The sequence below is a fragment of the Micromonospora sp. CNZ285 genome (genome assembly GCF_004637285.1).
The window spans coordinates 6,347,310-6,369,158 of record NZ_SPQD01000001.1; the positions used below are offsets into that span (position 1 = coordinate 6,347,310).

Consider the following 21,849-nt stretch of genomic DNA (forward strand, 5'->3'; position numbering starts at 1 on the left):
CCCGATGAACTGCCAGACCTGCGGGGACCCCACGTCCCCGGCCTTCGAGGAGTGCCGGCGCTGCGGCACCCGAGTCGGTCAGCCGGCCGTGAGCCCCGGCGTGCCCACGTACGGCGTGCGCGGCCTGGCCGTGGCCGGCGCGTTCTCGGTCGGTGCCGCCACCCTGTGCTACCTGCTCACCGCCCTGTTCCCGCTCGTAGGTGTGCAGATGGCCCGCTCGGCCGCCGAGCAGCTCGACCGGGACGTGCTGCTCGGCGCGGTGCTGGCCGAGGTGCTGTTCTCGCTGCCCTACCTGCTCGCCCTGCTGACCGCCGGGACGCTCGTGGTGATCTGGACCTGGCGGGCGCGCAAGAACCTGGACGCGTTCCCGGGCGCGGTGCCGAACCTGAGCCCGGCGTGGGCCATCGCCGGGTGGCTGGTGCCGCTGGCCAACCTCGTCGTACCGGCCCGGGTGCTCGCCGACCTGCTTCGCAACAGCGTGTGGCAGCGCCGCCAGTCGTGGCTGGTGGGGGTGTGGTGGGCGAGCTGGCTGGTGTTCCTGATCGGTGACCGGTTCGTCGCGCGGGCCGAGCAGCAGCGCTACGACCGGCTGACCGAGCTGCCCCGCAACGACGCGGAGTTCGCCACGTACGTGCGCTTCTACGAGGACGCGCTCGCACCCCGGCTGGTGCCGGCGGTGGCCTGCCTGGTCGCCGGGATCGCGTTCGTCGTGCTGATCCGCCGGATCTCCGCCGCCCAGCAGGACCGGCTCGCGCGGGCCGTGTCCGTGTGGCCGGGGCAGCCGGTCTGGCCCGGCCAACCGGGCTGGCCCGCGCCCGCCGCGCCGATGCCGGTTGCGCCGACGTCGCCGCAGGTTCCGCCCACCCCGGGTGGCACGATCGGGGCATGACGGAACTGGTCGGCCTCGCCGACGTACAGGCCGCGCGGGAACTGCTCGCCGGTGTCACCCGTACCACCCCGCTGGAGCCGTCGCGGCCGCTCAGCGCCGCGCTCGGCGGGCCGGTCTGGCTCAAGTGCGAGAACCTCCAGCGCGCCGGGTCGTACAAGGTGCGCGGCGCGTACGTGCGGATCTCCCGGCTCTCGGCCGAGGAGCGGGCCCGCGGCGTGGTCGCGGCGAGCGCCGGCAACCACGCCCAGGGCGTGGCGCTCGCCGCCGGGCTGGTCGGCGCGCACGCCACCGTCTTCATGCCGGTGAACGCGCCGCTGCCGAAGGTCGCCGCGACGAAGGGGTACGGCGCGCAGATCGAGCTGGTCGGCAACACGGTGGACGAGTCGCTCGTCGCGGCGCAGACGTTCGCCGAGCGGACCGGAGCGGTGTTCATCCACCCGTTCGACCACGCGGACGTGATCGCCGGGCAGGGCACCGTGGCGCTGGAGATCCTGGAACAGTGCCCGGAGGTACGCACCATCGTGACCGGGGTGGGCGGCGGTGGGCTCGTCTCCGGCATGGCGGTGGCGGCCAAGGCGCTGCGTCCCGACGTACGCGTGATCGGGGTCCAGGCGGCGAGCGCCGCCGCCTTCCCGCCCTCGCTGCGGGCCGGCGAGCCGCTGCGGCTGCCCTCGTTCGCGACGATCGCCGACGGCATCGCCGTGGGCCGTCCGGGCGAGCTGACCTTCACCCATGTCCGCAAGCTGGTCGACGACGTGGTCACGGTATCCGAGGAGGACATCTCGCGGGCGCTGCTGATGCTGCTGGAACGCGGCAAGCAGGTCGTCGAGCCGGCCGGTGCGGTCGGTGTGGCCGCGCTGCTGGCCGGCGTCGTGGAGGTGACCGCGCCGGTCGTCGCGGTGCTCTCCGGCGGCAACATCGACCCGCTGCTGATGCTCCGGGTGATCGAGCACGGCCTGGCGGCGGCGGGGCGGTTCCTGCGGATCACCGTGCGCTGCACGGACCGGCCCGGTCAGCTCGCCTCCCTGCTCGGCGAGATCGCCGAGCACCGGGCCAACGTGGTGGACGTGGTGCACCAGCGCGCCAACCCGCACCTGCGCCTCGGCGAGGTGGAGGTGGCCCTGTCCGTGGAGACCCGCGGGGTGGAGCACTCGGACACGCTGATCAGCGCGCTGCGGGCCAGCGGCTACCAGGTGGTCTTCACCGGCGAGGGCTGAGCCCTCGGCGGAACGCGAACGCCCCGGCCGGATGATCCGGTCGGGGCGTTCGGGTGTGCGGCTCGGGTCCGAGGAGGGCCTGTCAGCCTCGGTCGGGTTCGGGACCCGAGCCATCCGGCGCGGGTCCGGAGGGGTCAGCCGCTGTACGGCTCGAAGGAGACGATGGTCACCTTGATATCGGCGCCGCTGGGCGCCGTGTAGGTGCAGGTCTGCCCCGCCTTGCCGCCGAGGATGGCCTTGCCAAGCGCGGACTCGGGGCTGTAGACCGTGAGGTCTGTGGTGGAGGCGATCTCCCGGGAGCCGAGCAGGAAGGTCTCGCTGTCGTCGGCGTCGTCGTCGAAGTAGATCTTCACCACCATGCCCGGCGAGACCGCGTCGGTGTCCGGCGCCTCGCCGACCTTGGCGGTGCGCAGCAGCTCCTTGAGGTAGAGAATGCGGCCCTCGGCCTTGCCCTGCTCCTCGCGGGCGGCGTGGTAGCCGCCGTTCTCCCGCAGGTCGCCCTCCTCGCGCCGGGCGTTGATCTCGGCGGCGATGACCGGTCGGTTGGCGATCAGCTCGTCGAGCTCGGCCTGCAGACGGTCGTAGGCGTCCTGGGACAGCCAGGTGGCGGGCGCCTCGTTTCCATTTGTGGACACAGGCGGTCTCCTCGATTGGTGCGGACTGGCTGACAGGTGAACTTGCAAGGCTACCAGTGCGGGTCGCGTCGAGGTGTGATCAATCACCCCGGGTGCCGGCGGCGGGACCGGGGTGCGGTGGCCGGCGACTCGCCGGCGGGCCGGCTCAGCCGGCGGGCCGGCAGCGCAGGACCTCGCCGATGAACGGCCGGGCGCTCGTGGGCACCTCCTGCCGGGTCCGGATGTGGCGCTGGCCGGGCTCCGCGGTCACGGTGGCCTCGGCGCTGCCCACCTGGGCCCCGTCATGGGAGCGGGCCCGCAGCAGACAGGTGGCGGAGCCGCCCGGCGGCACGGTGACCCGGAAGTCGACGATCACCCGGGAGTCGGTGATGTCGGAGTAGCTGATCATCTCGCCCTGGTACTCCGGGTCGCCGTACTGGTAGTAGAGCTTTGCCGCGCCCAGCCCGAGGACGGCGAGCATGACCGTCACCGTCAGGGCGAGCAGGACCGGCCGGCGGCGCCCCGGCTCCCGGCGGCGGCCGTAGCGGCCCGGCGGGAAGTCCGGCGCCTTCGCGGCGACTGTGGCGTGCGTCTCGCTCACCGGCGGGTATCTCCTGGCGTTGTTGTCGGCGGCATCGGCAAGAATGGCTAGGTCCATCTTCCCAGCCCGGCGCTGAGTCAAGGATGGCAGGTCGGCCTGGACCGGCGGGCGTGGCCCTGGCCACTCCGGTGGCGGCCCTCGACCGGCCGTCACGGGGGCTTTCGCGGGCGCGGGGGGAGATTCCGGCAGGTCAGCCGGTCGGCCCGGGGGCCGGTCGGCGGGCACAGACGAGGAGCGCCGAAGGTGGCAGAACAGCTGCGTCTCATGGCGGTGCACGCCCATCCCGACGACGAGTCGAGCAAGGGCGCCGCCACCATGGCGAAATACGTCGCCGAGGGGGTGGACGTCCTGGTCGTCACCGCCACCGGTGGCGAGCGGGGCAGTGTGCTCAACCCCAAGATGGACCGCCCCGACGTCTGGGCGAACATCGGTGACATCCGGCGGGCCGAGATGGACGCCGCCCGAGCCATCCTCGGCGTCGAGCAGGCGTGGCTGGGCTTCGTCGACTCCGGGCTGCCCGAGGGCGACCCGCTGCCGCCGCTGCCGGAGGGCTGCTTCGCCCTCCAGGACGTGGACGTCGCCGCCGCGCCGCTGGTGCGCCTGATGCGGCAGTTCCGCCCGCACGTCGTCACCACGTACGACGAGGAGGGCGGCTACCCGCACCCCGACCACATCATGACCCACAAGGTCACCGTGGCGGCGTTCGACGCGGCCGGTGACCCGGACCGCCACCCCGAGCTGGGCGAGCCGTGGCAGCCGCTGAAGCTCTACTACGACGTGGGCTTCTCCCGCGCCAAGATCATGAGCCTGCACGAGGCGGTGCTCGCCGCCGGGCTCGAGTCGCCGTACGGCGAGTGGATGAAGCGCTGGGACGAGCGCCCCGACAAGGGCGCCCGGATCACCACCCGGGTCGAGTGCGCCGACTACTTCCCGGTCCGCGACGACGCGCTGCGCGCGCACGCCACCCAGATCGACCCGGACGGCTTCTGGTTCCAGGTGCCGATGGAGCTGCAGAAGCGCGCCTGGCCGACGGAGGACTTCCAACTCGCCCGCTCGCTGGTCGACAGCCCGCTGCCCGAGTCCGACCTGTTCGCCGGCGTACGAGAGGCGTGCCGTGCCCACTGACCCGGCCGGGGTCTACCCTGGTGCTCAGTCGCACATCGGAGGAACACCATGCTGACCACCGTCGAGGTGCTCGCGCAGAACAACTTCGGTGACACCCGTACGGGTGGTCTGGCCGGTCCGATGGGCCTGTTCCTCATCGTCGCGCTGGCCACCGTCACCGTCCTGCTGATCCGCAACATGAACGCCCGGCTGCGCCGGCTGCCCGACCGCTTCCCGCAGCAGGGCACCCCGGGCCGGGCCGATTCCGCAGTCGCCGATCCGACAGACGGGCTCGTCGAGCAGGATTCACCGACGAACGCCCCCACCGGCTCCCAGCAGGGTCGGAACAGCTGAACACCGCGTGAATCACGTCGAAGCCGGTCGTCGCCCCCTGTTGCGACCACCGGCTTTGGCTTAGCCTTCCGCCGGGGGGACCGTCAGGCCCCGGACCCTGCGCGGAAGGGGGACGCCGATGTCGATGGCAGCACCGGCCCCCGACCATGCCCCGGCCCGACGCGTCGACGGGGCGGCCCCGTGACCACCGAGCCGGCCGACCGTTCCCCGGACCGGATCGGCCTGCGCGGGACACCGGTGGGCGTCGTCCTGCTCACCGTCGCGGTCGCGCTGACCGGTCTGCTCGCCGCCGTGCTGGGCCTCACCGTTCCGTCGCACCTGCCGCCCGACGACTCGCTGCCCGGTGCGGCGCGGTTCGGCATCGCCGTTGTCGCGTTCGCGGTGGCCCAGCTCGCCCGGCTGCGCTTCCGTACCGCCTCGGGCATGGTGAGCATCACCTGGGGCGAGGCCGCGCTCGTGGTCTGCCTCTGGCTGGTGCCTGCCGGCTGGCTCCCGGCTGCCGCCCTGCTGGGCGTGGGCACCGCCTGGACCGTGATGTCGCTGGTCTCCGACCGTCGTCCCGCGCTGGAACTGGTGGGGATCGCCGGTTCGCTCACCGCCGCCACCGCGCTCGCCGCCGCCGTGGCCACCGCGCTCGGCCCGCCGCTGCTCGCCGCGCCCACGCCGGAGCTGGCGCTCACGCTCACCGCCGCCGCGGTCGCGTACCTGCTCACCACCGCCTTCCTGGGCGCGGTCACGCTCGCCCTGCGGCACGGCATCGCGATCGGTCCGCCGCTGCTCGCCGCGCTGCGCGGCAAGCTGCTCATGTTCGTCGGCAACGTGGCGGTCGGCCTGGTGGTCGTCGCGTTGCTCGAACTCGACGCGCGCTGGCTGCTGCTCCTGCCGCCGCCGCTCTGGCTGCTCCAGCAGACGTACCGCCACCGGCTCCGCGCCGACCAGGAGCGGCGTACGTGGCGGGCGTTCGCCGAGGCCACCGCCGCACTCAACCAGCTCGACGAGCGCGGCGTGGCGACCGCTGCGGTGACCGGCGCGCTCACCCTGTTCGGCGCGGAACTGGTCGAGGTCGACGTGGCCCGGGGCGAGGGCCGCTGGCGCCGCTACCGGGCCGACCGCGGCGGGCAGGTACGCGACCGTGAGGTGGAGCCGTCGGCCGGCGCCGACGCGGGGGAGCACGAACTGGTGCGCCGCCTCGCGGTGGGATCCGCCGACGTCGGCCGCCTGCGGGTGCGCTTCGCCCGGTCCGCCCCGCCGAGCGCCCGGGAACGCGACGGCGTGGCGGCCTTCGGGGACGCGCTGGCCGCCGCCCTGCACGACGCCGCCACGCACCGGGAGCTGCGGCTGGTCACCGCCCGCTCGTCGTACGACGCGGTGCACGACCAGCTCACCGGGCTGCTCAACCGGGCGGCCCTGCTGGCCAAGGGGGACCAGGCGCTGCGGCAGCGCGCCCACGACCACCCGGTGGCCCTGCTGCTGCTCGACGTGAACCAGTTCAAGGAGGTCAACGACACGCTCGGGCATTCGGCGGGCGACCAGCTGCTGCGGCTCACCTCCAACCGGCTCGCCGCGCTGACCCGGCCGGGTGACCTGCTCGGGCGCCTCGGCGGCGACGAGTTCGCGCTGCTGCTGACCTCGGTGCCGCTGGTCGAGGAACGGACGGCTCCGCTGGCGTACGCGCTGCGCCAGGCCCGGGAGGTCGCCGAGCGCCTCGCCGCGCCGACCGAGGTGGCCGGGGTACGGATGTCCGTCGAGGTGGCGGTGGGCGTCGTGGTGGCCGACGCGGGCGCGGCCGACCTGACCGAGCTGCTGCGGCGCGCCGACATCGCCATGTACCAGGCGAAGGAGGGCGGCGGCAGCGTCGCCGCGTACGACAGCTCCCGCGACGCGGCGAGCACCGATCACCTGGCGCTGCTCGCGGAGATGCGGGAGGCGCTGGCCGCCGACGACCAGCTGGTGCTGGCGTTGCAGCCGGCGGTGGACCTGGCGACCGGCGCGCCGACCGGGGTGGAGGCGCTGATCCGGTGGCGGCATCCGCGCCGGGGCTGGCTCGGCCCGGCCGACTTCATCCGCCCGGTGGAGAACAGCGAGCAGCTCGGCAGCTTCACCCGGTACGTGCTGGACAAGGCGCTGGCGGTCGCCGCCGGGTGGGCGCGGGACGGGCTGGACATCCCGATCTCGGTGAACCTGTCCGCGCGCAGCCTGCTCGACCCGCGGCTGCCCGCCGAGATCGACGAGGCGCTGCGCCGTCACCAGGTGCCGCCGCACCGGCTGGTCCTGGAGATCACCGAGACGGTGGTGATGAGCGAGCTGGAGGTCATCGACGAGGTGCTGGCCACGCTGCGGGGCATGGGCGTGCAGCTCGCCGTGGACGACTTCGGCACCGGGTTCTCGTCGCTGACGTTCCTCACCCGCATCGCGGTGGACGAGTTGAAGGTGGACCGCTCGTTCGTGCTCCGGATGGCCGACTCACCGGAGGCGGCGGCGATCGTCCGGACCACAGTGGGGCTGGCCCACGAGCTGGGGCTGCGGGTGGTGGCCGAGGGCGTGGAGACCGCCGAGCAGCGCACCGCGCTGGCCGAGCTGGGCTGCACCGCCGCCCAGGGCTACCACTTCTTCAAGCCGATGCCGGCCGACAAGATCTCCGCGGTGCTCGGATCGCTGCGCGACGCCGCCCGCGGCAACGTGTTCCCGCTGCGCGCGGACGGCGCCTCCTGACCCGTCCGTCCGCCGTGGACGGGGCAGCGGAGGACGCCCGGCCGGTCCTACGCTGCTGGCACGGTGGGCGCGACAGGCGCCCCCGCTGACGTCCACACGGGGAGGACGACGATGAGACGTTCCTGGCGACGGATCCTGCTCGCCTCGACCATGGCGCTGACCACCGGCGCCGCCGGCCTGGTCATGTCCGCGCCGGCGCAGGCCCGGCCGGCGGAGTCCTGGTCGTTCGCCGTCACCGGCGAGCCGGGTGATCCGATCACCGCCGGCAACTCCTACTCCTACAGCTCCGCGGCACCGACGCCCGGCGACGAGATGAACGCGTGGGGCGGCGAGCAGCAGCACTTCGGGATGGAGTTCTGGAGCGACACCGACAACACCTGGCGCCTGGGCATCTCCGCCCCGGCCGGTCAGACGCTGAAGGCGGGTGACACCTACCAGAACGTCAGCCAGCCGGTCTACGGGAGCGACGCGGCCAGCCTGCAGCTCTACAACGGCGGTTGGGGGCGGTCCTGCGCGCAGAGCACCGGTTCGTTCACGGTCCTGCACGCCGACTGGGGCCCGTTCGACTACGTCGAGCGCTTCGACGCCACCTTCGAGATCCGGTGTGAGGGTGCGGCCGGCAGCCTGCGGGGCGAGATCCACATCGGGAACCCGCCGCCGCTGCCGGCACTCGACGTCACACTGACCGTCGACCCGGTGGCGACGGTGGACAACAAGGGCATCGCCACCGTCCGCGGATCGATCACCTGCACCCGGGCGGACTCCTTCTCCATCGCGGGCGAGTTGGTCCAGGAGCAGAAGAAGGCGGGCATGGTGCGTGGCTACTTCTCACCCCACATCCCGTGCGTTCCGGGCCAGGTGGTGCCGTGGTCGGCCACCACCTACCCGGCCGACGTCAAGTTCCAGCGCGGCACCGCCCAGGCGGTCAGCGAGATCCTGGTCCGCGACTTCGAGTACTGGAACGAGTTCACCGTGCGGGACACCTCGACGCTCACCCTGACTCGTTGAGGCGCCGGCCGGGCCGGGGCGGCGGTCCCGGCCCGGCCGCCGCACTCGCGCCGCACCGGCCGCGCGTGCTCGCTAAGGTCGGGTGGTGAACCGACTCGCCGAGGCCACCTCGCCCTATCTGCTCCAGCACGCGGACAACCCGGTCGACTGGTGGCCGTGGTGCGACGAGGCGTTCGCCGAGGCGAAGCGGCGCGACGTACCGGTGCTGATCTCGGTCGGCTATGCGGCCTGCCACTGGTGCCACGTCATGGCCCACGAGTCGTTCGAGAACGAGGCAGTGGCCCGGCTGATGAACGACGACTTCGTCTGCGTCAAGGTCGACCGGGAGGAGCGTCCCGACGTCGACGCGGTCTACATGACCGCCACCCAGGCGATGACCGGGCAGGGCGGCTGGCCGATGACCGTCTTCGCCACGCCGGACGGCACCCCGTTCTTCTGCGGCACGTACTTCCCCCGCGCCAACTTCATCCGCCTGCTCGGCTCGGTCGCCACCGCCTGGCGCGACCAGCGCGAGGCGGTGCTGCGGCAGGGCGCCGCAGTGGTCGAGGCGATCGGCGGCGCGCAGGCCGTCGGCGGCGTCACCGCCCCGCTCACCGCCGACCTGCTCGACGCCGCCGCGAGCCAGCTCGCCCAGGAGTACGACGAGACGAACGGCGGTTTCGGCGGCGCGCCGAAGTTCCCGCCGCACATGAACCTGCTCTTCCTGCTCCGGCACCACCAGCGCACCGGCTCGGCGCGCAGCCTGGAGATCGTCCGGCACACCTGCGAGGCGATGGCCCGCGGCGGCCTCAACGACCAGCTCGCCGGCGGCTTCGCCCGTTACTCGGTGGACGGCCACTGGACCGTGCCGCACTTCGAGAAGATGCTCTACGACAACGCGCTGCTGCTGCGGGTCTACACCCAGCTGTGGCGGCTCACCGGCGACCGGCTGGCCCGACGGGTGGCCCGTGACACCGCCCGGTTCCTCGCCGACGAGCTGCACCGGGCCGGTGAGGGCTTCGCCTCGGCGCTCGACGCGGACACCGAGGGCGTCGAGGGGCTCACCTACGTCTGGACGCCTGACCAACTGGTCGAGGTGCTGGGGGAGGACGACGGCCGGTTCGCCGCGGACCTGTTCGAGGTCACCGCCGACGGCACGTTCGAGCACGGCACCAGCGTGCTGCGGCTGGCCCGGGACGTCGACGACGCCGATCCCGAGGTGCGGGCCCGCTGGCAGGACGTGGTGGGCCGGCTGCTGGCCGCCCGCGACACCCGCCCTCAGCCGGCCCGCGACGACAAGGTGGTGGCCGCCTGGAACGGGCTCGCGATCACCGCCATCGCGGAGTTCCAGCAGGTCGCCGCGCTGCTCGTGTCGCCCGACGACGAGGACGCGAACCTGATGGACGGCGTGCTGATCGTCTCCGACGGTGCGATGCGGGACGCCGCCGAGCACCTGGCCACCGCGCATCTCGTGGACGGCCGGCTGCGCCGGGTCTCCCGGGACAAGGTCGTGGGCGCGCCGGCCGGGGTGCTGGAGGACTACGGCTGCGTCGCCGAGGCGTTCTGCGCGATGCACCAGCTCACCGGCGAGGGGCGCTGGCTGACGCTGGCCGGTGAGCTGCTCGACGTGGCGCTGGCCCGGTTCGCCGGCCCGGACGGCGCCTTCTACGACACCGCCGACGACGCCGAGCGCCTGGTCACCCGGCCCGCCGACCCGACCGACAACGCGACCCCGTCGGGCCGGTCGGCGATCGTCGCGGCGCTCGTGGCGTACGCGGCGCTGACCGGCGAGACCCGCTACCGGGAGGCGGCCGAGAAGACGCTGACGACGGTCGCGCCGATCGTCGACCGGCACGCCCGGTTCACCGGATACGCGGCAACCGTCGGCGAGGCGCTGCTGTCCGGGCCGTACGAGATCGCGGTGGCGACCGGCGACCCGGAGGGCGACCCGCTGGTCGCAGCCGCCCGGCGCCACGCCCCGCCCGGCGCGGTGGTGGTGGCCGGCGTCCCGGACCAGCCCGGCGTGCCGCTGCTGGCCGGGCGGCCGTTCGTCGACGGGAAGCCCGCCGCGTACGTCTGCCGGGGCTTCGTCTGCCAGCGGCCGGTGACCGGCGTCGAGGAGCTGGTCGCGCAGCTCGGCTGAGCGGAGTGAGCCGGGCCGCCCTCACGGTCCGGCCCGGCACCGGCCCTTATAGGCTGGCGGCGCTATGGACTCCCGTACCGGTCTCCCCGTCGTGGGCATGGTGGGTGGCGGCCAGCTCGCCCGGATGACCCACCAGGCCGCCATCGCTCTCGGCCAGTCGCTGCGCGTGCTGGCGCTCGCCCCGGACGACGGCGCCGCGCTGGTCGCCGCCGACGTCCAGTACGGCGACCACACCGACCTGGCCGCGCTGCGGACGTTCGCCAAGGGCTGCGACGTGGTCACCTTCGACCACGAGCACGTCCCCAACGAGCACATCCGCACCCTGACCGACGAGGGCGTGAAGCTGTTCCCGTCGGCTGAGGCGCTGGTGCACGCGCAGGACAAGCGGGTGATGCGGGAACGGCTCGGTGAGCTGGGCGCGCCGAACCCGGCCTGGCGTCCGGTGGAGTCCCCGGCCGACCTGATCGCCTTCGGCGAGGAGACCGGCTGGCCGGTGGTGCTCAAGGCCGCCCGGGGCGGCTACGACGGGCGCGGCGTCTGGATGGTCGACGACGCCGGTCAGGCCGGTGAGCTGGCCGCCACACTGCTCGCCGGTGGCACCCCGCTGCTGGTCGAGGAGCGGGTGGCGCTGCGCCGGGAGCTGGCCGTGCAGGTGGCCCGGTCGCCGTTCGGGCAGGTCGCCGCGTACCCGGTGGTGGAGACGGTGCAGCGCGACGGCATCTGCGTCGAGGTGCTGGCGCCCGCGCCCGACCTGCCGGAGGAGCAGGCGGTGGCCGCGCAGCAGCTCGCCATCGACCTGGCTACCGCGCTCGGCGTGGTCGGCCTGCTCGCGGTGGAGCTGTTCGACACGCCGTCCGGGCTGGTCGTCAACGAGCTGGCGATGCGGCCGCACAACTCCGGGCACTGGACCATCGAGGGGGCCCGGACCTCCCAGTTCGAGCAGCACCTGCGGGCGGTGCTCGACTACCCGATGGGGGACACGTCGCTGAGCGCGCCGGTCGTGGTGATGGCGAACGTGCTCGGCGGCGAGCCGGGCGGCATTTCCATCGACGAGCGGCTGCACCACCTGTTCGCCGCCGAGCCCGGGGCCAAGGTCCACCTGTACGGCAAGCAGGTCCGCCCGGGCCGCAAGATCGGGCACGTCACGGTGCTCGGCAACGCCCTGGACGACGTACGGGCCCGGGCCGCGCGTGCCGCCCGCTGGCTCCAGGAGGGGCACTGATGAGCACCGTCGGGCTGATCATGGGCAGCGACTCGGACTGGCCGGTGATGAAGGCCGCCGCCGAGGCGCTCGACGAGTTCGGCGTGCCGTACGAGGTGGGCGTGGTCTCGGCGCACCGCACCCCGGTCAAGATGATCGAGTACGGCCGGGCCGCCGCGGGCCGTGGCGTCCAGGTGATCATCGCGGGCGCGGGCGGGGCGGCCCACCTGCCCGGCATGGTCGCCTCGGTCACTCCGCTGCCGGTGATCGGCGTCCCGGTGCCGTTGAAGTACCTGGACGGCATGGACTCGCTGCTGTCGATCGTGCAGATGCCGGCCGGCGTGCCGGTCGCCACCGTGTCGATCGGCAACGCTCGCAACGCCGGCCTGCTCGCGGTACGCATCCTGGGCGCCTCGGACCCGGTGCTGCGCGACCGGATGACCGCCTACCAGGCGAGCCTGGAGGACCTGGTCGCGGAGAAGGATGCCGCGCTGCGCGCCTCCCTGATCTGACCGTATCGTCACTCTCTGCTTCCGAGGTGCCTGGTTGCTCAGCGTGACCGGCCGGGCCGACGCGTGTCTGTGCCCTCCGCCGCCTTTGCTCTGCAGCCATCGGCGCAGCACGACCCTGACCTGCGCTGCGGCCTCGCGCCCCAAACGGCTCGGCGACGACCGTCGTCACGGTTGGTGACTGTTGCCTCCGTGGGTGCAGAGCAAAGGCGGCAGAGGGGCGTCATCCCCGCCGCGGCCGGTCGGCACGGAGCGTGACCTGCTTGGTCGCGTCCCGGCCCGACCGGGACCGGCTCACCGCATGCCGCGCAGGGCGGTCTGGAGGCGCTCCTGGGCACGACGACGGCGCTCGTTGCTCGCCCCCAGCACCAGCAGCACGATGCCGACCGGGATCAGCACCAGCCACGGGCCGAGGCTGAACAGCGCGTGCACGGCCGCGATAGCGGTCACCGTCGCGCCGACGATAACCGGCGCCTGCTGCCGGCTGGTCGAGCCGAAGATCAGCACCGCGACGGCGCCGAGCAGCAGCAGCACCTGGCGCAGCATGCTGGATTCGGTCGCGATCACGATCGCCAGTGTGGGCAGGAACGCGGTGACCAGCGCCGGTCCGTACGCCACCCAGCTCGACAGGTCGGGCCGGTGCCGCAGTTGCAGGACGCCGACCAGCAGCGCGAGCGCGGCGAACGGCAGCGTGTACGCCTCCGGCAGCGCCACGTCGGCCACCCGCATCAGGATCCACCAGGCGCTGATCTCGCAGGCCACCACCGCCCAGAACAGCAGGTTGCGTTCCATCGGGCGGCGGCCCGGACGGCTCGCCGCCACCCCGAGGACCGCGCCCCAGGCGGCCAGCAGCGCGGCGATGTGCCGGGGCGAGTCGTACGCCAGCGCCAGCGCGATGAGCGCCGCCCCGTAGCCGCTCCACTCGACTGTGGCCGCCTCCCGGTACGCCTCGGGACGGCGCAGCCTCGGCAGCGTGGCGGCGAACACCTGCAACGCCGCGCCGACCGCGAGCACCCCGAACGCGGACCAGACGGCCGCCAGCCCGGACTTGAGGCCGATCGTGAGCACGAACAGCTGAGCCATCACCGAGCCGAACAACCAGCCCAGGATGCGTGCCCGCTGGGTGGTGCCGAACAACGCGGCGACGGCGCCCACGCCGACCGCCCCGCCGAGCGTGAACACGGTGAGGTCGCTCGTGGCGAGGCTGCCGGCCAGCCCGGCGCCACCGGCGGCCAGCCCGAGCGCGAAGACCAGCACCCGTGCGACCCGGATCGACCGGCCCGGCTCGGCGATCGCCGGCGGCGGGGTGAGCGCCAGTCCGAGCATCGAGATGGTGAACACCGCCAGCGCGGCCAGCGCGGTCACCGGCCAGCCCCGCCCCAGCGCCACCGGCGTGATCAGCAGCGTGATCGCCGCCCCGGGCAGGATCACCGGCACCGCCCGGGACCGCCGGCCGCCGCTGAACCCGGTGGCGGCGAGCGCCGCGGTCACCGTCAGCAGCAGCGCGGTGAGCACGTGCGTGGGGTCGACCGCATCCGGCGGCGGGGTCAGCAGCTCCGGCGGCGGCCCCTGCCACACCCGGCGCAGCACGGCGAACGGCGAGAACAAAGCCACCACGAGCGAGGGTGCCAGGGTGGCCAGGGCCAGCGCGGTGGGCAGCGCCGCGGCGGCGAGCGCACCGGCTGCCGGGCTGACCCGCCAGCGCAGCTCGGGGTCGTCCGGGGCGCGCCGTAGCGCCCCGTTGAGCAGCACGGTCCAGCGGCGTACCGGCCGGCCCGAACCGGCGGGCGGGACGGTGGCCGCCCGGATCAGCTCGGCGAGCACGCCGAGCAGCGCGGCGGCGGCGGCGAACACGCCCGCCGGCAGGCCGACCGCGAGCGCCGCGGCGGCCGTCACGGTGGCCGCGCCGACGACCGCGACGCTGGCGTACGGGAGATATTGCGGCACCTGCCGGCGTACCGCCGCGATCGCGGCCAGACCGATGCTGGCGGCGGCGAGCGCGGCGGTGAGCACCACCTGCGGCGGACGCCCGTACTCGACCGCCAGCGTGGCCACCGCGCCGGGCAGCGCGAGCAGTGCGGCTCCGGCGCCCGCGCCGCCCACCTGCACCAGGTGCGGCGGCATGCCCTCGGTGCGGACGTCGTCGACGAGCGACGGCGCGACCGCCCGGGCCACGGCGGCCACCGTGGCGCCGATCAGCGCGATGCTGCCCAGCGCCAGCGCGGTGGTCCACGGCCGCACCAGCCCGGCACCGGCCGCGTGCAGCGCCACCACCCCGGCCACGGTGGCCCGGGACAGCGCGGCCCGGGGATCGACAGCGGCCGCGGCGGCCATGCCGTAGACGGTGGCGACCATGCAGCCGACCAGCACCGGGGACCACCAGGGCAGGTCGAACGCGGCGGGGGCGCCCACCGTGGCGAGCACGGCGGCCAGGCCGGAGACGTCGTACTTCCACGGCGGCGGCAGCAGGATCGCCGCGGTCACCCCCAGCAGCGCCAGCGCCACCGGGGCCTGCCAGGTCGATCCGCCGGTCGGCGCGGCCGGCCAGCCGGTCAGGTCACCGGCCCAGATCGGCCCGGGGGTGGCCAGCACGCCGAGCCCGCCGCGCAACGCGCTCCAGGCGGCGATCAGGCCGATCAGCGTGCCACCGGCGGCGATGCCGAGGATCGGGCCGCGCCGCCACTCCTCGGGTAGCGCCCGGGCGGCCACCGCCACCAGCAGCACCAGCGCGGAGGCCACCACGAGCTGGCCGCCGGGGGCGAGCACCGCGGCGATCCGGGCCAGCGTGGCGACGAGCGCCACCGTGGTGGCGGCGAGCGCCAGGTCGGACCCGTCGAGGGACATGTCCGCGCGACGGCCGGCGTCGATGCGCGGGGCGAGCGCCAGCAGCGCGGCGGCGACCAGGAGCAGGCTGCCCACCCAGGCGTCGGCCGAGGTCGCGCCAGGCGCGCCGAACGCGGCGGCGGCGACCGCCACCGTGCCGAGCACCGTACCGAGCGCGTGCGGCATGCTCAGGTGCCGCTGCGCCACCTGCACCAGGGCGGCGTAGCCGAGCGTGACGCAGACGGCGAGGAAGCTCGCCGCGAGGATCGGCACGGTGATCTCGCGCAGGTTCGCCGGTGTGGCGACCGGCGGCGTCGGCACCGTGGCCGCCACGAACGCGGCGACGGCACCGGGCAGGGCGAACGCCGCGCCGCCCGCGGCCCAGGAGCAGACCGTCTCCGTCGCGGCGGCGGCGAGCCGGACCCGCGGGGCGAGGGACACCAGCGCCCCGGCCAGGAACAGCACCGTCAGCGCGGCGGCGGTGAGCGCCGGACGGGCGAGCGAAGCGCCGGCGCCGATCAGGCCCAGCCCGGCCGCCGTCACCGCGTGCGCCACAGCGGACCGTTCGGTGCGTGCGGTCAGCCCGAGCACGCCGACCGCTACCGCTGTGAGCAGCATCGGCCAGCAGGCCGCCGCCCAGCCCAGACCGAGCGACGCGGGTACGGCGAGCGCGGTGAGCGCCGCGCCGACCACCGCGAACTCGCGCCGGATCTCGGCCGGCAGCGCGATCACGGCGGCGATCGTGAGCAGCAACGCGCTGGCCGCGAGCTGCCAGCCGGTCGGGCCGACCGCCCGGGCCAGCTCGGCGTGCCATCCGCTCAGATCCGCCGACCACGCCGGCAAGGCGGCCCGGACCGGGGCCAGCCCGGCGCGCAGCGCGCCACCGGCGACCACCAGGCCGCTGACCGTGAGCGCCACCGCGGAGGCGATCTGCGGACCACGCCGGGCCGTCTCCGGTACGGCCCGGACGGCGAGCCCGGTCAGCGCGATGACGGCGGAGATGAGCAGCAGGGATCGGCCCGGCAGGGCCACCGAGGCGACCCGGCCGAGCGCGCCGATGACCGCCAGCGTGAGGATGCCGGCACCCACGTCCGGCAGCGGCGGCCGGCGCAGCACGAGCGTCCCGGCCAGCGCGACCAGGGCGGCGATCAGCAACGTCGCGCCCGCGGCGGCGGCCGGCGGCACCGTGGCGGCGCGCAGCAGGCCGGTGACCGCGTACGCCAGCGCGACAGCGACAGCCACGCCGTGCAGCAGCCAGGTCAGCTCGGGCAACCAGGGCACCGGCCGGGCGGCGGCGGCCGGACGCGGCGGCGTCTCACCGCCCAGTACCTCGGCGGCCTCCTCCGGCGCCGACTCGGGCCGGTCCTCGTCGGCGCGCTGCCGAGGCGGGACGGGAGGCGCCGGCTCGGTGACAGGCAGATCACGCCGGACCGGCCGCTCGCGGACCACCGCCGAGCGGGCCAGCGCCAGGTCGACCACCGCCACCACGGTCAGCACCAGCGCCCAGCCGACCGGCCCGGTGATCCGCTCGTACGCCAGCAGCGGCAGCACCGGCTGTGCGGCCAGCACTGTGGCGAAGCGTGGCGCGCGCAGACCCGTCCCGTACGCGTACCCGAGAGCGACGAGCGTGGTGACCAGGAAGATCGTCCCGGCGAACGCGGCACCCGATCCGTCGCCGCCGATCCGGTCGACGGCCCACAGCGCGTACCCGGCCAGCGGCACCAGCAGCAACCCGACCGCGGCGATGGTCTCGGCGGTGGAGGTGAGCCCGCGCCGGGCCAGCACCGGCGGGGCGAGCAGCATCAGCGCCGTCGCCACCAGCAGCACGCCGAGGCGGGCCAGCGCGTCCATCGAGCTGGTGGCGACCGCGGCGAAGACCACCGCGGCGACGCCGAGCAGGAGCGCGCCCAGCCCGAGGGGGATGTTCTGCACCTCGCGCGAGGACGCCTCGGGCGGGTGCTCCGGGTCGTCCGCGTCCAGCCAGCGGGGGCGGCCGCGCGGCGGCGACGGGGGCAGGTCCTCCGGCGGGCCGGGCGGCGGGGTGCCCTGGCGGGGCACCCGGGGCGGCGCGCCGGTGGCGGCGGTGGGCGGGCGGCGGCCGGGCCGGCGGCGCAGCACCCGGCGCGGCCGGGTGGCCTGCCGGATCCGTTCCTCACCGGCGTGCGCCAGGATGTCCCGCTGGAAGAGGGCGGCCTGCATCTTGGCGGCGATCTGCCGCTGTTCCCGGGCGATCTCGGCGTCGCGGGCCTTCATCTCGGCGATCGAGCGCTCGATGTCGGCCAGGTGCTCGGCCCACTGCGGCTGGTGCGCGCCGCAGTGCGGGCAGACGACGGCGGGCTTGATGTCCTGCCCGCACGAGGCGCACCTGAAGCTCTCCACGACAGTCTCCCGTCCGCCCGTGCCCCCGCACTGTGGACCTCCCAGAGGCAGCATGCCTTGAGTGGGCCGGGATTTCGACAGTTGCCGCCGCGTTCCGGACAACAAAAACGGACCGGCCGCCGGGAGACGTTCCCCGGCGGCCGGTCCGCGCGCTCAGCGGATCAGGGGCGGCCCATGCCGCGGTACTCCCAGCCGGCCTGCGTCCACAGTGTGGAGTCGAGGCAGTTGCGCCCGTCGACCACCTTGCGACCGTTCGCCAGCTCGCCCAGGGCCACCGGGTCGGCGTTGCGGAACTCGGCCCACTCGGTGAGCACGCAGACCAGGTCGGCGCCGCGGACGGCGTCGTTCATGGTCTCCTCGTACGTCAGCTCGGGCACCGCCCGGCGCGCGTTCTCGACCCCCTGCGGGTCGAACACGTGCACGTCGGCCCCGGCCTTGCCGAGCAGCGAGGCGACCGCGAGCGCCGGCGCGTCGCGTACGTCATCGGTGTTGGGTTTGAACGTGGCGCCGAGGACCGCGACCCGCGTGCCGGACAGGTCCGGGCCGGCCGGCCCGGAGCGGCGGCCGAGCAGTTCGGCGGCGAGCTGCACGACGCGGCTGCGGCGGCGCTGGTTGATCAGGTCGACCTCGTGCAGGAAGCGCAGCGCCTCACCGGCGCCCAGCTCCTGCGCGCGGGCCTGGAAGGCGCGGATGTCCTTGGGCAGGCAGGCGCCGCCGAAGCCGAGCCCGGCCTGGAGGAACCGGTTGCCGATGCGCGGGTCGTAGCCGATCGAGCGGGCGAGCTGGGTGACGTCGCCGCCGGCCGCCTCGCAGACTTCGGCCATCGCGTTGATGAAGGAGATCTTGGTGGCGAGGAACGCGTTCGCGGCGACCTTGACCAGCTCGGCGGTCGCGAAGTCAGTGACCACCAGCGGCACCTCGCGGTCCTCGGTGGCGGCCAGGTCGAAGACGCCCTTGTGGGCGGCGAACAGCATGCCGTTGGCCCACTCGCTCTTGACGCCGACCACGATCCGGTTCGGACGCAGCACGTCGTCGACGGCGAAGCCCTCCTGGAGGAACTCGGGGCTCCACGCCACCTCGACGCCGAGATCGGCCGGGGTGTGCTTGCCGACGAGCTGCTCCACCCACTCGGCGGTGCCCACCGGCACGGTGGACTTGCCGACGATCAGCGCCTTGCGGGTCAGGTGCTGGGCGAGGCTGGTCACCGACGCCTCGACGTACGACAGGTCGGCGCCCATCCCGTCGGCCCGCTGCGGGGTGCCGACGCAGATGAAGTGGACATCGCCGAAGTCGGCGGTCTCCTGGATGTCGGTGCTGAACCGCAGCCGGCCGGCGGCGAGGTTGCGCCGCAGCAGCTCGTCGAGGCCCGGCTCGTGGATCGGCACCTCGCCGGCGTTCAGCTTGGCGATCTTGTCGGCGTCCACGTCGAAGCCGAGCACCTCGTAGCCCAGCTCCGCATAGCAGATGGCGTAGGTCGCACCGAGGTAGCCGGTGCCGAGGAACGTCACCCGCGGGCGGGCGGCGCCGGACGGCGGGGTCACCGCGGCGATGGCGGGCATCGGCTGGGTGTTCGGGTACGGAATCGTCACGCCTGTCTTCTCCGCTCGCACTGGCGGCGCTTCCACGCGTCGCATTCTGCTGGGGCGCCGAGGCCGGGCACCGAGGGAACTGGATGTCTGCTGTGAGGGTAATGGGGTCGGGCGGGCGAGGCTCGGGCGCGAGCCTACCCGCCGGTAAGGTTCGGCCGGGGCCGGTGGCTATCCTTCAGTTTGCGGCAGTCGTCGGCCCTCGGGCGGCACAGACTGCGCATGATAGCGGTGAAAGGGGAGGGCCGACATGGCCGCAGAGCAGTCGTTCGACGTCTACCGGTTGCCGGAGGAGCACGAGGCGATCCGGGAGGCGGTCCGTGAGGTCTGTGCGGCCAAGGTGGCTCCGCACGCCGCCGAGGCGGATGAGACAGGTGAGTTCCCCAAGGCGTCGTACGAGGCCCTGCGCGCCGCCGACTTCCACGCCCCGCACATCCCGGTCGAGTACGGCGGCGCCGGCGCTGATGCCCTGGCCACGGCCATCGTGATCGAAGAGGTGGCCCGGGCCTGCGCGTCGTCCTCGCTGATCCCGGCGGTGAACAAGCTGGGCACCATGCCGCTGCTGCTGGCCGGCTCCGAGGAGTTGAAGCGCAAGTACCTCACCCCGGTCGCGGCCGGGGAGGGCATGTTCTCCTACTGCCTCTCCGAGCCCGAGGCGGGCAGCGACGCCGCCTCGATGACGACGAAGGCGGTACGTGACGGAGACCACTGGGTGCTAAACGGCGTGAAGCGGTGGATCACCAACGCGGGCGTGTCCGAGTACTACACAGTGTTCGCCGTGACCGATCCCACAGCCCGGTCCCGGGGCATCTCCGCGTTCGTGGTGGAGAAGTCCGACCCGGGCGTCAGCTTCGGCGCCCCGGAGAAGAAGCTCGGCATCAAGGGCTCGCCCACCCGCGAGGTCTACTTCGACAACGTCCGGATCCCCGCCGACCGCATGATCGGCGCCGAGGGCACCGGCTTCGCCACCGCCATGAAGACGCTGGACCACACCCGGGTCACCATCGCCGCCCAGGCCGTCGGTATCGCCCAGGGCGCGCTGGACTACGCAAAGGGCTACGTCCAGGAGCGCAAGCAGTTCGGCAAGGCGGTAGCCGACTTCCAGGGCATCCAGTTCATGCTCGCCGACATGGGCATGAAGCTGGAGGCGGCGCGGCAGCTCACGTACGCCGCCGCCGGCAAGTCCGAGCGCGGCGACGCGGACCTGACCTACTTCGGCGCGGCCGCGAAGTGCTTCGCGTCCGACGCCGCCATGGAGATCACCACCGATGCGGTCCAGCTGCTCGGCGGCTACGGCTACACCCGCGACTACCCGGTCGAGCGGATGATGCGGGACGCCAAGATCACCCAGATCTACGAGGGCACCAACCAGGTGCAGCGCATCGTGATGGCGCGTCAGCTGCTCAAGGGCTGACGAACGACGTTCGGGCGGGCGGGCCGGTTGCGTACCGGCCCGCCCGCGCTCGTTCAACGGCTCTCGGTGCCCTCCGGCCGGCCGGCGCCGCGCGGGGGCGCGGACCACGGCGACTCGCCGCCGGTGCGGCGGGGCAGCGGTTCGGTGGGGGACTCGGGGTACGCGAGCGTGAGCGGCGGCGTGTCCGGGTCCTTCGCCGGCGCCGGGGGCCAATCGGTGAGCGTCGGCTTGTGCTCGACCGGTGTGACGGCCGGGGTCAGCTCCGCCTCGGCCGTCGCGGGTGTGACGGGACGCCGCCAGCGGCTCGTGCTGAACACTGCCATCAGCAGCAGCACACCGATGAGGAACAGCGTGCCGTTGTCCAGCGGGTCGCGCAGCGGCAGCGGGTCACCGAGCAGCTTCAGGTCGTCCGGCACCCGGTCCCGCACGCTGAACGGCGCGACGAACAGCCCGAGGTACGGGACCGCGAGCAGCAGGCCGGCCGCCAGCGGGCCGAACGGCGAGAAGCGCAACGTGCCGAGCAGGCCGAGCAGGATGCCGGCGACGCCCAGATAGACGGCCGGCTCGATCAGGTTCGGCGTGCTGTACGTCCCGATCTCCACCCAGCGGTCGACGGTCCGCTCAGATCCGTCCTGACCGAGCGTGACGAGCACCCAGGTGACGGGCGCCACCGCCAACCCGGCGAGGAAGCTCCAGAGATGTCGCATCCGCGCACCGTACCGTTTTCGGCATGACAGATCATCCCGCGGTCCCGCCGGGTAAGCCGACCTCGTACTCCCGCGTCACGCTCAGTCGCATCATGACCGCGGTCGATGTCAATCTGTACGGGACCGTGCACGGTGGGGTACTGATGAAATTCGTGGACGACGTTGCCGGCGCGGCGGCGGCGCGGCACAGCGGCGGCACCGCGGTGACCGCGTCCATCGACGAGATCGTCTTCTCCGAGCCGGTCCGGGTGGGCGATCTCGTGCACGCCCACGCGCAGATCAACTGGACCGGCCAGACCTCGATGGAGGTCGGGGTAAGGGTGGTCGCCGAGCGCTGGGACTCGGCCGAGGAGGAGCCGGTGCGGGTCGCCACCGCGTACCTGGTCTTCGTGGGCGTCGACGTGGGCGGCTCGCCCCGCCCGGTCCGCCCGGTGCTGCCCGAGACGCCGGAGGACGAGCGCCGCTTCCGGGAGGCCGAGATCCGACGCGCGCACCGGCTGGCCCGGCGCCGCGCGATCCAGGCCCACCGCGCCGGCTGACCGGTGCCCGCCCCACACCGGCCGGGGGTTCTGGGTGTGGGCGGGGCACGCCCCGTACGGCGCACCCGGC

16 protein-coding genes are annotated in these 21,849 nt (G+C 74.0%); 11 read left to right on the forward strand and 5 right to left on the reverse strand.

The features are described from left to right. The first annotated feature begins 4 nt into the window (after window positions 1-4). Window positions 5-889: a DUF4328 domain-containing protein gene (locus CLT75_RS29455; RefSeq protein ID WP_135243391.1), complete on the forward strand. Its 885-nt coding sequence runs from the start codon at window positions 5-7 to the stop codon at window positions 887-889. Beyond that, window positions 886-2,106: a threonine ammonia-lyase gene (ilvA, locus tag CLT75_RS29460; RefSeq protein WP_135243392.1), complete on the forward strand. Its 1,221-nt coding sequence runs from the start codon at window positions 886-888 to the stop codon at window positions 2,104-2,106. The genes CLT75_RS29455 and ilvA overlap by 4 nt, the downstream gene beginning before the upstream one ends. Window positions 2,107-2,240: 134 nt before the next feature. Here ilvA and greA read toward each other — a convergent pair whose 3' ends face one another. Together greA and CLT75_RS29470 are read right to left on the reverse strand one after the other, a co-directional pair. After that, window positions 2,241-2,741 carry a transcription elongation factor GreA gene (greA, locus tag CLT75_RS29465; RefSeq protein WP_013284133.1) on the reverse strand — a complete coding sequence of 167 codons (501 nt, stop codon included), beginning with the start codon at window positions 2,739-2,741 and terminating at the stop codon, window positions 2,241-2,243. A 145-nt stretch (window positions 2,742-2,886) separates the two neighbouring features. Continuing rightward, window positions 2,887-3,321: a DUF4307 domain-containing protein gene (locus CLT75_RS29470; RefSeq protein WP_135243393.1), complete on the reverse strand. Its 435-nt coding sequence runs from the start codon at window positions 3,319-3,321 to the stop codon at window positions 2,887-2,889. A gap of 243 nt (window positions 3,322-3,564) precedes the next feature. On the opposite strand from CLT75_RS29470, the gene mca reads away from it, so the two are divergent. The 7 genes from mca to purE all read left to right on the forward strand — a co-directional run bounded on the left by mca (window position 3,565) and on the right by purE (window position 12,334). Then, window positions 3,565-4,446 (forward strand): mycothiol conjugate amidase Mca, encoded by an 882-nt coding sequence (gene mca, locus CLT75_RS29475; protein WP_135243394.1) that lies wholly within the window; start codon window positions 3,565-3,567, stop codon window positions 4,444-4,446. Window positions 4,447-4,494: 48 nt separating this feature from the next. After that, entirely contained in the window at window positions 4,495-4,779 is a 285-nt protein-coding gene (locus CLT75_RS29480; protein ID WP_135243395.1) for a hypothetical protein, read from the forward strand. 216 nt (window positions 4,780-4,995) lie between these two features. After that, window positions 4,996-7,491, forward strand: a complete 2,496-nt coding sequence (locus CLT75_RS29485; RefSeq protein ID WP_209310510.1) for a bifunctional diguanylate cyclase/phosphodiesterase — start codon at window positions 4,996-4,998, stop codon at window positions 7,489-7,491. Between the two features lie 111 nt (window positions 7,492-7,602). Continuing rightward, complete coding sequence (locus CLT75_RS29490; RefSeq protein ID WP_135243397.1) at window positions 7,603-8,499, forward strand: hypothetical protein; 897 nt, start codon at window positions 7,603-7,605, stop codon at window positions 8,497-8,499. Window positions 8,500-8,584: 85 nt separating this feature from the next. Beyond that, a complete protein-coding gene (locus CLT75_RS29495) occupies window positions 8,585-10,621 on the forward strand; it encodes a thioredoxin domain-containing protein (protein WP_135243398.1) in 2,037 nt (678 codons plus the stop codon). A gap of 64 nt (window positions 10,622-10,685) precedes the next feature. After that, entirely contained in the window at window positions 10,686-11,843 is a 1,158-nt protein-coding gene (locus CLT75_RS29500; protein WP_135243399.1) for a 5-(carboxyamino)imidazole ribonucleotide synthase, read from the forward strand. After that, the gene (gene purE, locus CLT75_RS29505) at window positions 11,843-12,334 is read left to right on the forward strand and encodes a 5-(carboxyamino)imidazole ribonucleotide mutase (protein ID WP_135243400.1); all 492 of its coding nucleotides are present in this window, start codon (window positions 11,843-11,845) and stop codon (window positions 12,332-12,334) included. The genes CLT75_RS29500 and purE overlap by 1 nt, the downstream gene beginning before the upstream one ends. A gap of 291 nt (window positions 12,335-12,625) precedes the next feature. On the opposite strand, the gene CLT75_RS29510 is transcribed toward purE, so the two are convergent. Then, window positions 12,626-17,533 carry an SCO7613 C-terminal domain-containing membrane protein gene (locus tag CLT75_RS29510; protein ID WP_135243401.1) on the reverse strand — a complete coding sequence of 1,636 codons (4,908 nt, stop codon included), beginning with the start codon at window positions 17,531-17,533 and terminating at the stop codon, window positions 12,626-12,628. A 161-nt stretch (window positions 17,534-17,694) separates the two neighbouring features. Then, window positions 17,695-19,122 carry a UDP-glucose dehydrogenase family protein gene (locus CLT75_RS29515; RefSeq protein WP_013284143.1) on the reverse strand — a complete coding sequence of 476 codons (1,428 nt, stop codon included), beginning with the start codon at window positions 19,120-19,122 and terminating at the stop codon, window positions 17,695-17,697. A gap of 247 nt (window positions 19,123-19,369) precedes the next feature. Here CLT75_RS29515 and CLT75_RS29520 point away from each other — a divergent pair, with 247 nt between their 5' ends. Next, a complete protein-coding gene (locus tag CLT75_RS29520; protein ID WP_135243402.1) occupies window positions 19,370-20,533 on the forward strand; it encodes an acyl-CoA dehydrogenase family protein in 1,164 nt (387 codons plus the stop codon). 53 nt (window positions 20,534-20,586) lie between these two features. On the opposite strand, the gene CLT75_RS29525 is transcribed toward CLT75_RS29520, so the two are convergent. Beyond that, a complete protein-coding gene (locus CLT75_RS29525) occupies window positions 20,587-21,240 on the reverse strand; it encodes a hypothetical protein (RefSeq protein WP_135243403.1) in 654 nt (217 codons plus the stop codon). A gap of 23 nt (window positions 21,241-21,263) precedes the next feature. Here CLT75_RS29525 and CLT75_RS29530 point away from each other — a divergent pair, with 23 nt between their 5' ends. Next, window positions 21,264-21,779: an acyl-CoA thioesterase gene (locus tag CLT75_RS29530; protein WP_091418577.1), complete on the forward strand. Its 516-nt coding sequence runs from the start codon at window positions 21,264-21,266 to the stop codon at window positions 21,777-21,779. The last annotated feature ends 70 nt before the right edge of the window (window positions 21,780-21,849 follow it).